6 protein-coding genes and 2 pseudogenes are annotated in these 15,296 nt (G+C 50.3%); 4 read left to right on the forward strand and 4 right to left on the reverse strand.

Features of this window, described 5'->3' with window-relative positions; genetic code table 11:
* Window positions 1–19: 19 nt before the first annotated feature.
* From glgB to EWA64_RS16030, 3 genes are all read right to left on the reverse strand, one after another.
* Window positions 20–2,200, reverse strand: a complete 2,181-nt coding sequence (gene glgB / locus EWA64_RS16020) for a 1,4-alpha-glucan branching protein GlgB (protein ID WP_061894647.1) — start codon at window positions 2,198–2,200, stop codon at window positions 20–22.
* 238 nt (window positions 2,201–2,438) lie between these two features.
* Entirely contained in the window at window positions 2,439–4,619 is a 2,181-nt protein-coding gene (gene malQ, locus EWA64_RS16025; protein WP_061894226.1) for a 4-alpha-glucanotransferase, read from the reverse strand.
* Between the two features lie 139 nt (window positions 4,620–4,758).
* Window positions 4,759–7,212, reverse strand: a complete 2,454-nt coding sequence (locus EWA64_RS16030) for a glycogen/starch/alpha-glucan phosphorylase (protein WP_061894225.1) — start codon at window positions 7,210–7,212, stop codon at window positions 4,759–4,761.
* 552 nt (window positions 7,213–7,764) lie between these two features.
* Here EWA64_RS16030 and malT point away from each other — a divergent pair.
* The 4 genes and pseudogenes from malT to EWA64_RS16050 form a co-directional block, all read left to right on the forward strand.
* On the forward strand, window positions 7,765–10,473 hold the full coding sequence (gene malT / locus EWA64_RS16035) for an HTH-type transcriptional regulator MalT (RefSeq protein ID WP_061894224.1): 2,709 nt from the start codon (window positions 7,765–7,767) through the stop codon (window positions 10,471–10,473).
* Between the two features lie 300 nt (window positions 10,474–10,773).
* Window positions 10,774–11,406, forward strand: a pseudogene (locus tag EWA64_RS16040) (hypothetical protein); the annotation flags it as partial.
* 95 nt (window positions 11,407–11,501) lie between these two features.
* A complete protein-coding gene (locus tag EWA64_RS16045; protein WP_061893439.1) occupies window positions 11,502–12,833 on the forward strand; it encodes an IS4 family transposase in 1,332 nt (443 codons plus the stop codon).
* Window positions 12,834–12,842: 9 nt separating this feature from the next.
* Window positions 12,843–13,223 (forward strand): annotated as a pseudogene (locus tag EWA64_RS16050) (hypothetical protein); the annotation flags it as partial.
* A gap of 90 nt (window positions 13,224–13,313) precedes the next feature.
* Here the strand turns inward: EWA64_RS16050 and EWA64_RS16055 are convergent.
* Entirely contained in the window at window positions 13,314–15,284 is a 1,971-nt protein-coding gene (locus EWA64_RS16055) for an alpha-amylase family glycosyl hydrolase (RefSeq protein ID WP_061895503.1), read from the reverse strand.
* Window positions 15,285–15,296: the final 12 nt, after the last annotated feature.

Below are 15,296 nucleotides of genomic sequence, written 5' to 3' on the forward strand. Positions count from 1 at the left end.
CCGATCTAGAAACGGATTTTTAGCCCAGTTTATAGAACAGCGTCGACAGCGGCGGCAGGTTAAGCACAATGGATTGCGCCAGACCTTCGCTCTCAATAGCTTCGGTTTTCGCTTGTGGCAGCACGGCGTAATCAGCACCAGCGTATTTGCCGTCATCGGTGTTGAGCAACAGCGAATAGGTACCCTGACTTGGTACACCAAGGCGGAAATCGTCGCGCGGAACCGGAGTAAAGTTGGAGATCACCAAAATACGCTCACCCGCTTCGCTAATACGCTCGTGAGCGATGATGCTCAGTTCTGCAGCGTCTTGCAAACGCCACTCGAAACCGGCTGGCACACAATCTTGATCGTGCAGCGCCGCTTCGTTACGGTACAAGAAGTTGAGATCACGCATCAGCGCTTTCACCCCTTGATGGCGTTCAAAATCGAGCAAGAACCATTGCAGTTGATCGTCGTGGTTCCACTCCGCCGTTTGACCAAACTCAGCGCCCATAAAGTTGAGTTTTTTACCCGGCTGACCATACATATAACCGTAATACGCACGCAGGTTGGCGGTTTGCTGCCACTCATCCCCCGGCATCTTGTTGTGGATCGAGCCTTTGCCGTACACTACTTCATCGTGCGACAACGACAGCACGTAGTTTTCACTGTGCGCATACACCAGCGGGAATGTGAGCGTGTTGTGGTGGTATTTGCGGTGAACAGGCTCTTCTTTGATGTACGCGAGACTATCGTGCATCCAGCCCATGTTCCACTTAAAGCCAAAGCCTAAACCACCGAGGAAAGTCGGGGCAGACACGCCCGGAAACGCGGTCGATTCTTCAGCAATGGTCATGGCATTCGGGAAGTATTTGTACACTTCCTCGTTCATCCATTTGAACATCGCAATCGCATCGTAGTTCTCATTGCCGCCGTCTTGGTTCGGGATCCACTGGCCGTGGCTGCGTGAATAGTCGAGGTAAAGCATCGACGCCACCGCATCAACGCGAATACCGTCAATGTGGAACTGCTCGAACCAGTAGAGCGCGTTGGAGACCAAGAAGCGGCGCACTTGCTCGCGGCCCACATCGTAAATAAACGAGTTCCAGTCTTGGTGCCAGCCACGACGCGGATCGGGATCGTGGAACAGCGGTGTGCCGTCAAAATTGGCCAAGCCGTGATCATCTGACGGGAAGTGCGCCGGTACCCAATCGAGCACAACGCCAAGGCCAGCTTGGTGACACGCATCGACGAAATATTTGAAATCATCTGGTGAGCCATAACGGCTGGTGGGCGCAAACAGACCAACCGGCTGGTAACCCCAAGAGCCGTAGAACGGGTGCTCAGAGACCGGCATCAGCTCGACATGGGTGTAACCCATTTCGGTAAGGTATGGCACCAGTTCATCGGCCAATTCGCGATAGTTAAGAAACTCGCCATCAGCATTGCGTTTCCAAGACCCCGCATGCAGCTCATAAAACGACAGCGCTTCTTTGCGCTTCGCCGTCACCGGGCGCGATTGCCAAGCGTCGTCTTGCCATTGGTAGCGATTGTGATCGTAAGTGACCGATGCAAAAGAAGGGTATTGCTCAGCGTAGAAACCCCAAGGGTCTGCTTTGTGCGGTAACCCTTTGCCATCAGGCCCTTTCATCTCAAACTTGTAGCTAACGCCCTCTACTAAGCCGGGGACAAATAGGCCCCAAATGCCGTAATCCAGACGCTGCATCGGGTGGCGGCGGCCATCCCAATCGTTAAACGCACCGACCAAGCTCACCGCAGAAGCGTGTGGCGCATAGACCAAGAAACGAACCCCGGAGATCGACTTTCCGCCGCGCTCTTGGGTGACAAATTGCGCGCCCATATGGTGATACATCTGCTTTGGAGTGTGCAGATCGTCATACTCAGCGTAAATGGTATGGTACTGATACGGGTCATCGATAAGCTGCTCCACGCCATTCCAATCGATTGCTAATTGGTAATGCGTTAGATGCAGATCGCGCTTTTCTTCTAGAATAAACGCGCTCTCTTTTTCGCGTTTTAAGGTGATGCGTGGTTGCCCATCCAGCACCAGTTCAACCCCAGTTGCTCCGGGCATCCAAACACGCAGTGAGCCTGCTACATCATCAATAAATGGACCCAAAAATGAGAACGGGTCGGCGTAAGCGGCTTGAGACAATTTCTCCACCACCTGATCTCGCTTACTTTTTACACTTTTTTTCAAACCTTTTCCCTCGCCAAACAGCCAACGTTGTGAACTAAATTCCGCGTTCACCACAAACTTATTGCGTTACACAGTAAAGCGCAAACGGCAATAAATAACAAAAATGCCCGCTTTATGGGGCGGGCATAATAACGGTACCTTATTCTACCAATTTACTGGTAAAGATAGAGTGACCCATGCTGTAGTTTCTGTGCGTAAAATCAAGTCATTACATCGGGTCATCTCTTTTCAAGCCGGCTTATTTGCTCGCTTGGGCGCGCACTTCGCTCAAACGTTTGGCGATGCGGTTAACATCGTCACGGCTGAAGATCTCATCAAGATTCATCGACAGTTTACGACGCCAGTTCGGGTACTCATCGACCGTGCCCGGAATGTTGACTGGGTTGTCCATTTGCAGCCAGTCTTCAAGCTGAACGCTAAGCAGTGCCGACGAACCCGCTGCGACGTGCAGTTGCAGCGCTTCGCTTAGGTAAGCATCCATTGGCACAAATTGCGCGTCGTGACCGATACCTTCTGGCAGATAACCGTGCCAACGCACGCTGTCCAGAATGCCTTGTTTGCACTTCAAGCGATCATCAAACAAACCGAGCAGTTGCTCTTCATTCGGGTAAAGGCCAATCTCACGACCCATTTTCAGGTCATCACAGTGCCAGAAACCGCGTAGCGTTGGCATGTCGTGGGTACACAGTGCCGCCATGGATTGCTCGGCGTAATGCTTAGGTGAAATAAAACCCCCATCTTCTTTCGATGTTTCGAAGAAGAACACTTTGTAGGAGTGCACGCCCGCGTCACGCAAAATGTCAACGATCTCATCAGGTACGGTACCCAAATCTTCGCCGATCACGCTGCATTGGTGGCGGTGAGATTCCAGCGCCAAAATCGCCAGCATGTCTTCCACTGGGTAGTAGAGATACGCCCCTTCAGTCGCTTTCTCACCTCTTGGGATCCACCACAAACGCAGCAAGCCAAGTACGTGGTCGATACGCAGTGCGCCACAATGTTTCATGTTGGCGCGCAGCAGTTTGATGTACGCGTCGTATGAGGTGTTTTGCAGCACCTGTGGGTTAAGCGGCGGCAAACCCCAGTTTTGACCAAGTGGGCCCAGCACATCTGGCGGCGCGCCAATGCTTGCGTCTAGCACTAAGTTGCCGTTGTCTGCCCACGTTTCACTGCCGGAATCGGCCACGCCCACCGCGAGGTCACGGTACAGACCAACCGACATGCCTTTCTCTTCTGCGAGTGCTTGCGCTTCGTTGATTTGGCCATCCGCAATCCATTGCAGGTACATGTAGAGGTGAACGCGATCTTGGTTCTCTTTGATGTACTTCTGCGTCGCGGCAGAATCAAAACGGCGATACTGCTCAGGGAAAACAGGCCAGCCCCACATGTTGCTGTCTTTGGCGTGCAGATCGGCATGCAAAGCGTCAAACGCCGCTTGGTGTACTAAGCTGTCGCCGCCATCTTCCACAAAAGCGAGAAACGCGCGAGCGCGGTCGCTGTTTTTGTCCAGATGACGCGCTTTGAACTCGTCAAACAGAAGCGGCAGTACGCTCATCTTCAGCTCGGCGACTTGCGAGTAATTCACCCAGTGCGATTCACGCACTTTTTGCAGGCGCTGCTGGAACTCTGCGCTGCCGACTTTTTGCTGCGCTTGCGCACTTAGGGCAAACTCAGGTACGGAACTCACATCGATGTACAGAATGTTCAGCCAGCGGCGAGAAGATGGGCTGTATGGGCTAGCCCCTTCAGGGTTGGCTGGGAAAAGTGAGTGGATTGGGTTTAGACCAATGAAATCACCGCCACGCGAAGCGATGTCGCTAACCAGTTGTTTCAGATCGCCAAAATCACCGATACCCCAGTTATGCTGAGTGCGCAGGGTGTAAAGCTGAATGCTTGGCCCCCAAAGTTTCTTGCCGTGCTCCAGCGAACCTTGTTTGAAACACGCGCGTGGCGTTTTGATCAGCGTCATTTCATAAGGCGCTTTGCGACGCTTACGACTGACATACAATTTGTGATAACCCCACGCCAAATCTTTTGGCAGTGCAAACACTAGAGGGCCACCCTCGGCACGCTCGTCACGCACAATTTGTGATTGAAGATAGCCTTCCAGTACCTCTCCTTGCTCGGTTTCTAAGCGCCAGTTGAACTCGCTTTCACGCGCGCTCACGCCAAGGTTAAGCTCAACCTCAACCGCATCACCGTCACGTAGAACCAAAACAGGGGCCAATACGTCTTTCTTGTGCATTCTTTCAGCAGATGCCAGTAGTTTTTCGTCGCTGCTGGTGTCGTAGCCAAGCGAAGTCAACAGGCGGCGAAGCGTTTCATCGGAAACGTACGCTTCATCTCCCCAAGCGCTGACGTAGCTATCGGCTAATCTTGCCATCTCTGCGACTTTCTTTAATGCTGTTTGTTCTTTCATCGCTTTCTCCGAAGGTACTTCTCAAGCCTTCAATGTAGGGTTTTATTGCTGCAATTAGTGTTGTTATTTAATTCTTAGATAAACAACCAAGTCGTGGATAAACAACCAAGGCAGCCGTTGGCTACCTTGGTTATTTTGCTTAACGGTGAACCGCTTCGAGTTTCCAGATGTTGTTCACGTAGTCACGAATTGAGCGGTCTGAGCTAAACTTGCCAACCAAGGCGGTGTTCAAAATCGCTTTCTTCGCCCAACCCGCTGGGTCACGGTACTGTTTGTCCATCGCTTCATGCGCTTGCACGTAAGAGGCGAAGTCAGCCAAGCAGAGGTATGGGTCGCCGCCATCAAGCAGGCTGTCGTAAGTGGCGCGCAGCAGACCAGGTTGACCCGGAGTGAACTCCTCACCCAGCAGCAGATCCATTGATGCTTTGAGTAGCGGATCGGCGTGGTAGTAATCAAACGGGTTGTACCCTTTCGCTTTCAGCGCTTCAACACCATCCACTTCCAAACCGAAGATGTAGATGTTGTCATCGCCCACTTCTTCGCGGATCTCCACGTTCGCGCCGTCCATGGTACCGATGGTCAGTGCACCGTTAAGCGCCATCTTCATGTTGCCGGTACCAGATGCTTCTTTACCTGCTGTTGAGATTTGCTCAGAAACGTCTGCCGCTGGAATGATGATTTCCGCCATGCTGACACGGTAGTCAGGGATGAAAACCACTTTCAGCTTGTTGCCGATACGTGGATCATTGTTGACCTTCTCTGCAATCTTGTTGATAGCAAAGATGATCTCTTTCGCTAAGTGGTAACCCGGCGCCGCTTTGGCTGCAAAGAACACCACGCGAGGCGCCATGTCGAAGTTCGCATCGTTCAGTAGACGATGATACAGAGACAGGATGTGCAGCATGTTGAGATGCTGACGCTTGTACTCATGCAGACGTTTGATCTGTACGTCGAAGATCGCATTGGTATCTAGCTCGATACCCATGTTCTCTTTCACCCACTTGGCCAAACGCTCTTTGTTGGCTTTCTTAACCGCCATGTATTGCTTCTGGAACTTGGCGTCATCGGCAAACTTGGCAATGCCTTCTAGCTGCTCAAGATGAGCTGGCCACTCCGTGCCAATCTTCTCAGAGATCAGCGCAGACAAACCTGGGTTACAGAACTTCAACCAGCGACGTGGCGTCACACCGTTGGTCACGTTTTGCAGGCGGGTTGGGTACAGTTCGTTGAACTCTGGGAACAGGTCACGTTTAACCAGCTCTGAGTGCAGCGCTGCAACGCCGTTGACCGCATAAGAGCCAATCACACACAAGTTCGCCATGCGCACCATACGGTGGAAGCCTTCTTGAATGATCGACAGTTTTTGCTGTTTCGCCACATCACCCGGCCATTTGGCACGAACTTCTTGCAAGAAGCGGTGGTTGATCTCGTAAATGATCTCCATGTGACGCGGCAGCAGGTGCTGAATCAACGACTCGCTCCACGTTTCCAGTGCTTCAGGCAGTAGTGTGTGGTTGGTGTAAGCGAAGGTTTTTGAGCTGATTGCCCACGCTTCATCCCAAGTCAGACCTTTTTCGTCGATCAGAATGCGCATTAGCTCAGGGATAGCGATGGTTGGGTGCGTATCGTTAAGCTGAATGGTTTCAAATTTTGCCAGATCCGCCAGCGCGTGACCCGCCGCTTCGTGGCGACGCAGAATGTCACGTACCGATGCAGCGCTGTGGAAGTATTGCTGCATCAGACGCAGTGTCTTGCCTTTTTCGTGGTTGTCGTTCGGGTACAACACTTTGGTGATGTTGCCCGCGTCGATCAATGCGTGCTGCGCTTCAAAGTAGTTGCCGTTGTTAAAGCTCTCTAGCGAGAATGGGGCGATCGCCTGACATTCCCACAAACGCAGCGGATAAACGGTGTCACTCTCGTAACCAACGATAGGCAGATCCCACGGCATCGCTTTCACATGCATGCCCGGTACCCAACGGCGTTTCTCTTTGCCATCTTCTTGGTACGCTTCCACATGGCCGTAGAAACCGATCTGTTGCGCCAGTTCAGGACGCGCTACTTCCCATGGGTAACCTTCAACACCACACCAAGCATCAGGGGCTTCTTTTTGACGGCCATTTTCAAAAGATTGTTTGAACAGTCCGTACTCGTAGTGCAGACCGTAACCCACGGTTGGGAATTCTTGCGCAGCCAGCGAGTCCATAAAACACGCCGCGAGACGACCAAGACCACCGTTACCCAGAGAAGGGTCACGCTCTTCTTCCAGCAGATCCGTCAGGTTTTGACCAAGCTCTGCCATCGCCTCTGTGATCTGCTCATACAGACCTAAGCTGATGAGGTTGTTACCGGTTAAACGGCCAATCAGGAATTCTAGAGAAAGATAGTTAACGCTCTTAGCTTGAAGAATTTTCTTGTCGGTTTCGGTAGCAAGTAAGTCGAAAGTCGTCAGCTCCGCGAGCGCACGACCCATCGCCAGATACCAAGCGCGGCTATCGGCGTTTTCTAGAGTGTGGGCGTAAGTTGCTGAGAGGTGTTTTTTGACACTTTCTTGGAACGACACTTTGTCGAACTGTTTTTGTTGAGTAGGTTTCATTAGAGAAATCTCACCTTTGGTTCTAATCCATCTGCGGTACATCGTGCATGGATGGCAATGAATAAACATCCTCCCATTTTTGGGCCTTTACGGGAGGAGGGGTCAGGGCGTAGAGGGGGGACCAGCGATGAGTTAGTGATCTGTCTCTCACCAATCAACCTCAGCAACCAGATTGCAGTGACCAAGATCACAGCCATCACTCAATCACCTTAAAAGAGAAACATGACGCTGTGATTGACAGGCAATTTTCTAAAATCCATTTATGTAAAACCGATCACAATAAATTTTCCAACAATGGAAAATATTACAAAATGTTGCGCAGCCACATTTAAATCTAGACTGAAAATAGAGATTAATATTGATAGAGTTCACAAAAACGGGGCGTAGTTGGCGTGAAAAGCATCAGCTCTTGAGAATTAGGAAGTGGATCAAAGTCTTTCGTCTTTTGTTTAACGTAACATGCCGGACAAATCGAGCAAATTGACTAATTTTTGTTCGCCCGTTTTTACGGTGTCCTCACTGCGGGCACCGCCAAAATAAGGACAGTTAACGATGTGGATTCCTTCTAAACTCACGCGCCCAGGACGACTGCATAACGCCATTGTGCGTCCCAGAGTGCTGGATCTGCTACAGCAAGCACCACACTACAAATTGGTGCTGTTTCGCTCGCCTGCAGGTTACGGAAAAACCACCATGGCCGCGCAGTGGTTAGCCGATAAAACGCATGTCGGTTGGTACAGTGTCGACGACAGTGATAACGATGGCTTCCGCTTTGTAAACTATCTGCTGCAAGCGCTGAATAAAGCCACCAATGGCCAGTGCGCCAACGCGCTCAAACAGGCCGAAAAACGCCAATTTTCCTCGCTCCGTTCACTCTTTAGTGACGTATTCTCGGAGATGAGCGATTTTCATCAAGAGTGCTACGTGGTGTTGGATGACTATCACGTCATTACCAATGACGAGATCCACGAGGCGATGCGCTTTTTCCTCAAACACATGCCGGATAACGTCACCCTAGTGGTGACTAGCCGCGCCAATCCGCCACTCGGTACCGCCAATTTGCGCGTGCGCGATCTGATGATTGAGATTGGCAATGAGATGCTCGCCTTTGACACCGAAGAGACCACGCGCTTCTTTAATCAGCGCGTTAGCGACGGAATAGACGAAGATACCGCCAATAACCTCCGTATTTACGTTGAAGGTTGGCCATCGGCGCTGCAATTGATCGCGCTGCAAGCGCAGCACCAAAAGCGCACCTTGGCGCAATCGGCTGAATCGGTCTCGCATTTTAACCACGCTCACTTGTGGGATTATCTGGTGGAAGAGGTTTTTGATCTGCTCGATAAAGAGACGCGTCAGTTTCTGATGCAAGTGTCGGTGCTCGATCATTTCAACGATGAACTGGTCTATGCACTCACCCAGCGCGAAGACGCGCTAGGCATGATTGAATCGCTCAACCGTTATGGCCTGTTTATCTATCCGCTGGAGGGGGAACAAAACTGGTTCCGCTTCCACAATCTGTTTGGCGAGTTTTTGTCGCACGAACGTCAGGCGCGCATCCCGCAGCAAGAGCAAGATCTCAACCGCAACGCGGCGATCGCTTGGCTCAAACAGAAGATGCCCCATCAAGCGCTGCGTCATGCACAGCGCGCCTACGACGGCGAATTGGTGGCGGAGATCCTCAACGAGTACGGCTGGAAAATGTTCCACCAAGGTGAGCTCTCAACCTTAGAAGCGGCGATCAACTTGCTCGATAAAGATTTGCTGTTTAGCGACCCCAAACTGACCATGCTGCGCGCTTGGCTGGCACAAAGTCAGCACCGCTACAATCAAGTCGGTACCTTGCTCGCCGAAGCGGAAAATGAGCACACAAAACGCAATATTGACCTCGACATTCAATATCAGGGCCAAGCCAATGCGCTGCTGGCGCAAGTGGCAATCAATAACAATGAACCGCAAAAAGCGCTGGAGCTTGCCGAACTGGCACTGAGTCAGCTTGATAGCACTATCTATCGCAGCCGTATTGTCGCCACTTCCGTGGTCGGCGAAGTCAACCACGTGATTGGCTGCTTGGACCGTGCGCTGCCGATGATGCAACAAACCGAGAAGCTGGCGCGTCAGTACCAAGTGTACCATCAGGCGCTGTGGGCAATTTTGCAGCAAAGTGAAATTCTCATCGCGCAGGGTTATGTGCAAGCGGCATTCGAACTGCAAGATTCGGCGTTCAAATTGATTGAAGATCAGCAGTTGCAACACGTACCGCTGCACGAGTTTTTGCTACGCATCCGGGCGCAAGTGCTGTGGTGTTGGAACCGCCTGGACGAAGCCGAAGAGTGCGCCTACAAAGGGCTACAGATCCTTGAAAATCACGCGCCAAGTAAGCACTTACACAGCTACTCGATGTTGGCGCGTATTGCCATTGGCCGCGGTGAGCTGGATCGCGCCGGTAAGTTTATCGAGCACATCCAACATTTGATGAAACAGTCTACTTATCACGTCGACTGGACTGCCAACGCCTCGCTTTCGCTGATCTTGTATTGGCAAGCCAAAGGCAACATGGCAGCAACGCAAGAGTGGCTCAACAGTGCGGTTCGTCCGGAAACCGCCAGCAACCACTTCTGTCAATTGCAGTGGCGCAACATCGCCCGCGCGCACATCAATCTTGGTCAATACCCAGAAGCGCGTCAGGCACTCGATTTTCTGCAAAGTGAAGCGAACCGCTCACGTTTAATCACCGACAAAAATCGCAACCTAATTGTTGAAGCGATTTACGCAGTCCAGCAGAAAGACGAAGAACAAGCCAAATCGCTGCTTAAAGAGGCGTTAGTGCTCACCAACCAGACAGGTATGGTGGGGAATTTCTTAATTGACGGGGCGACCATTGGCAACTTACTAGAGAAACTGACCAACCGTCACGAGCTCGGCGATCTGGAACGTCACCGCGCGCAGCAACTGATGAAAGACATCTCATCGAGCCAGCGCAGCCGTTCGATTCATTTTGATGAAGAGTTTGTCGAAAAACTGGTCACTCACCCGAATGTGCCGGAGTTAGTGCGCACCAGCCCGCTCACCCAGCGTGAATGGCAAGTGTTGGGGCTGATCTATTCTGGCTTTAGCAACGAGCAGATAGCACAAGAGCTGGATGTGGCAGGCACGACCATCAAAACCCACATTCGCAACTTGTATCAAAAGCTCAATATCGCTAACCGCCGCGAGGCGATCACCACCGCCGAAAGCCTGTTGCAATTGATGGGGTATTAAGCCACACAATGAGTCCCCCAACAAAAGCCGATCGACTGATCGGCTTTTTTCTTTCATCACATACGCTGGCTTATATTCTGCGTTGAGACCCAAACCGCAACATCATAAGATCCCACTCTATCTCGCTGAAGCAGGTTATTCTCTCGCCAAACTGATAAAAACTATATCAAAATCACACTTAAAGGGAGGATTAAGGTGAAATCGACTCGTTTTTATTACCATGCAAGACTAATGAGTTTTATTCTCATTTATAAGGTAGAATAGCAAAACGACATAGCTAGGTATCCGAAAAACTAAGTCATGAATACATCAATCAAACCGCACCATAAATTTTCGCTGTACATGGGTGACAATCGTTCAGATTATTCCGAGTGTGAAATCAACAGTATACAATTTAATATTCATAATTTTGACATGTATGCCTCAAACTCTACTTACATCCAGAACTATGCTGCTTCCGACGATATTTTCTATCGAATAGCAAGCGCAATTCTTTTGCATTGGTCTCGACCTGCGATTCAATATTTGATTGGTTCGGCGTCCGAGCTGGCTAAGATGCATTGGGCGATTCACTGCCAGCCGAACCAGACCATTGAGGTGGACTATTTTACCCAGCGCTTGCAAGTCACCACAGTAGAAAAGCAGCACGATTACAACAGCTACGACTCTTTGATTCATTGGTTGGATGGCGCAAGCATGGCGATTTTGGCCGATAATTCACAGGCGAAAACGCAGCTCAACGCCGTTCCCGCTCATGAAATCTCACGGAAAACAGACCTCACCGATTTTCGTCCGATTGAACAAGATTTCTTTCACTTGTTTAAGGCGTTTTTGTTTGGTGAGCAAAACAAGGAGCAACAGGCCGCACTGCTGCAAGCGGTGGTTCCCTACCTCACCAGTGAGTTAATTGCGGAAAAAGGCCACCCTTACTGGTAATGCCGATCAGTTAAGAAAAGTTTTTGAGATCATTTGACCGATCCTCAAAAGGCTTCAAAATCCGATATTAGGAAACTAATATCGGATTTTTCATGTCTTTAGAGAGCCAACTTGCGAGTACTTTTCGCTCATGCAATACCTTCCATCACTTTGACAAATACTCTGAAATTCTTAGTCCAGAGCTTATCCAGCAAGGTTTTGAAAAAGCTGGCGTAGCAACAGTTAGAAGAAGACGTTTACCCTTGGAAGCAGTACTTTGGTCCGTTGTTGGAATGAGTCTTTTTCGGCAACAATCTGTTTGGGATATTGCTAACCAACTTGATATTGTCCTACCAGACAAACGGCGTTTTGTTGCGCCAAGTGCTGTTGTCCAAGCTAGGCAGAGATTAGGCGAAGAAGGTGTTAAACAAGTCTTTAAGACGATGGCGGCTCAGAGTTATCAATCTTCTAAATTTGAAACTTGGTGTGGACTCAATCTCCTATCTGTCGATGGTGTCGTTTGGAGAACAGCGGATACACCTGAAAATCATCAAGAGTTTAAAGCACAGCGTAATCAGTCATCTGAAAATATTTACCCTAAGGTACGCATGGTTTGCTTGATGGAGCTTACAAGCCATCAGCTCATCGATAGTGCATTCTCTGACTATCGAACCAACGAAATGCGGCTTGCAGAAGAGCTCATAGAACAAACGCCAGACCATTCTCTGACTATTTTTGACAAAGGATATTACTCTCTGGGACTGCTGAACCGCTGGAACAAAGTCGGCCAAGAGAGGCATTGGATGCTTCCTGTGAGAAAAGACTTCCAGTATGAAGTCGTTCATAGGTACAGCAAGAGTGATGCAATCGTTGCGATTAAAACCACTCCTCAGGCAAGAAAGAAGTTTAGTGAACTTCCTGATGTAGTTGAAGCAAGGCTAGTCTCGAAAATCATTAACGGTAAAGAGTATCAGATACTTACCTCAATGCGTGACGGGTTACGTTTTCCTGGCGAAGAAATTGTAGAGCTCTATCGTTATCGCTGGGAAATCGAATTAGGCTATCGGGAAATGAAGGAAACCTTGCTTGACAGAGAGTATACATTGCGAAGCAAGCGTCCAGATATGGTTAAGCAGGAGCTCTGGGGTATTCTACTAGCCTATAACCTTATCAGGCAGGTTATGACAAAAGCGGCAAGTAGGTTAGATAGTGTCTGGCCAAATCAACTGAGCTTTACGAGCAGTGCTATGGCTGTGACGCAATACTTTGCAGCGTTGCCTTTAACAAGCCCAGGAAAGCTCCCTAAACACTATGAAGTATTACTGGAGCATGTATCCATGTTTATCCTACCACCTCGAAGAGAAGATAGAAGTTATCCTCGATGGGTGAAGTTGAAACCCAAGAAGTACGCGACAAATAGAAAAAATGCCAGTCAGCTTAACTGACTGGCATTACACCCTTACTGGATGGATTACTATGAGTTCCTCATTTTTCCGCTCTACAGCCTGATTGCAATTAGCTGGGGATTTGAAGCAACACCGCTAGACCAAGCGGTGGAAGCGTCTATCGAGGCCAACTATCAATGGTATGCCTATTTCGCCGAACAAAATGGCGGCAAAACCGGAGAAGAGAGCTTGCACCTTAATGACCGTAGCTGCTTGTTTCATGACATTCTCACCGCGTTTTTAAAAGTGCACTACCAACAAACGGGTGAAACACCAAGCTTCGATTCGCTCTACGCTCCGATGTGGTTGATCAAAGGCGAAGGCCCAAGCTTTGAAGCGCTCAAGGCCAACCCACCCGAGTTCACCGTTGAATCCGTGTTAGCCGAATAGTTGAGTAGCAAGGTAAAAATCCGATAGCCTTGGCTATCGGATTTTTATTTAAGCAGGGTTTTATGCAAGCATTAACGACGTAGCTTAAGGCTAGAAAGCACCTTGGGTGGCACTGCTACTGCTGCTCAGTTGATTGTTTGCACCAGATTGCCAAACCACGTTTAGCGCAGGATTGGTTTCATCCCGTTTTAGGCACTTCCACTCAATATTTTGCGCCGCTGGTACGCTAATTGTTGCACTCCACGTTGGGTACTGAGCTGGGTCAAGTTTGACCGCGCCTGAGGCTGCCCAGTTGCCGAGCTGCGCAACACTGCCCACCGCGTAAACGCTTTGACCAAGATTGGTGTAGCCGTTGTAGCAAGTGAAGGTGACACTTTTCAACGTCGGATCCACACTGCCACTGCCTGTGGCATGCAGTACCACCGCTTGGTTTTGTGCCAAGTGGAACGTCGCCTGTCCGCCAGCAACACTAACGCTGTCATCGCCAATCAAACTGGTGTGGCTACCGTCTTTCATGGCCAAGTTGCTCACCGTCACCGACGTTGCAGGGCCACGGTTGAGCGCTACGGTCACCACATCGTCGCCCTCTTGGCGCTCATAGACCAACACATCGTCATTCACCCAGCGCTGAGTATAGCTGCCGCGTTGAATCGCTAAGCTGTTCTGGCGGAGTTCAGTCAGCGCTTGGATGATCTTAAAAGCTTGCGTATCTTGGCTAAAGCTTGGCATCTTTTCACGGTTGTATGGGTCACTGCCCACTTGACCAAACGCGTTTTGGGTAAAGTTCGCCGAGTAGTGCTCCGTTCCGTAGTAGATCGCGGGAATACCGCGCACCGTCATGGTCGCTACTAAACCTAAATTAACGCGCTGCTGGGCAAACGCTTCGCTCTGATTGCCACCGGTTTCGTTGTTGCCCGGGCCAAACGTCGAGGCACTGGAGCGCAACGCGGTCGAGATACGCGCCATGTCGTGGTTGTCCATAAACACCACTTGCCAATCATCACTGCTGAAGACGGATTTGCGCGTTTCCAAATAGTTGTTCAGCGTTTTCATGCTGTTGCCTGCACGGCCGGCCAACACGCGCTCTAACGTATCGCGGAAACCGAAGTCGAGCAGTGCTGAGCCTGAGGTGTTGGCGTAGTCAATCGCGTAGCCATCAATGCCTGTGGTGGTATTGGCACTGGCACCAAACCATTCGCCGAAGAAGTAGAAGCCATCGCGCCCCAGCGTTTTGCTGTAGTTGTAGATGTCCGTGGTCCACTGTTGGATAAAGGATTTATCCATGTGTTTGATTGCATCGATACGAATCGCATCCACCCCGGCATCTATCCAGAATTTTGAGCCATCCAGCAGGTATTGATACACATTGGCATCTGACTGGTTAAAGTCCGAAAGGTTGAACAAGTTGAAATTGCGCACTTGGTACCAGTCATTCCAGTTGGTCACACCGCCGTTATGGTGATACCAATTGGTGCCCGCCGCGACATCGCTGTTGTAATCGGTGATGAACTGACCATCACGATACAACGCGCCGTATTCGTTTTCATCGTTGCCGTTGGAATGGTTCGGCGCGTAGTCCAGCACCAGCTTCATGTTGTACTCTGCGCTGTGCATTTTAGCGGTCAGTTCTTTGAAATCGTCTAGCGTCCCAAAATGCTCATCGACGCGAAAGAAATCTCGTCCCCAGTAACCGTGATAGCCCGCGCCACCATTGGCATCGAGGTTATCGGCGTTGTCCACTGGCGGCGTGATCCAAATGGCCGTCACGCCCAATGATTTCAAGTACGGCAGTTTGTTGATTAAGCCACGAAGGTCTCCGCCGACATACTTTTTCAAGTTGTTCGGATCGTAAGTTGCTGGGTTGCGGCCCGTGTTGTTAGTTGCATCGCCATCGCTGAAACGATCAAGAAAAACAAAGTAAATCGTCTCTTTGCGAAAATCGAGAAAAGTGCCACTTTCCGTCTGCGCGCTGGTCGCAGCATAAAGTGTTGGGCTAAACATCAGTCCATTTGCGGCAATAGCCGCCAGCAGCGCACTGCAAAGCATAGTGCGTTTTTTCATTGGAGATCCCCC

Source organism: Vibrio cidicii (genome assembly GCF_009665415.1).
In the GTDB taxonomy this organism is placed as follows: Bacteria; Pseudomonadota; Gammaproteobacteria; order Enterobacterales; family Vibrionaceae; genus Vibrio; species Vibrio cidicii.

Bases quoted from the DNA above. Each gene is read 5' to 3' on its own strand.
- EWA64_RS16030 (WP_061894225.1), bottom strand. From the start codon at position 7,212: ATGAAACCTACTCAACAAAAACAGTTCGACAAAGTGTCGTTCCAAGAA.
- EWA64_RS16045 (WP_061893439.1), top strand. From the start codon at position 11,502: ATGTCTTTAGAGAGCCAACTTGCGAGTACTTTTCGCTCATGCAATACC.
- EWA64_RS16055 (WP_061895503.1), bottom strand. From the start codon at position 15,284: ATGAAAAAACGCACTATGCTTTGCAGTGCGCTGCTGGCGGCTATTGCC.
- malT (WP_061894224.1), top strand. From the start codon at position 7,765: ATGTGGATTCCTTCTAAACTCACGCGCCCAGGACGACTGCATAACGCC.
- malQ (WP_061894226.1), bottom strand. From the start codon at position 4,619: ATGAAAGAACAAACAGCATTAAAGAAAGTCGCAGAGATGGCAAGATTA.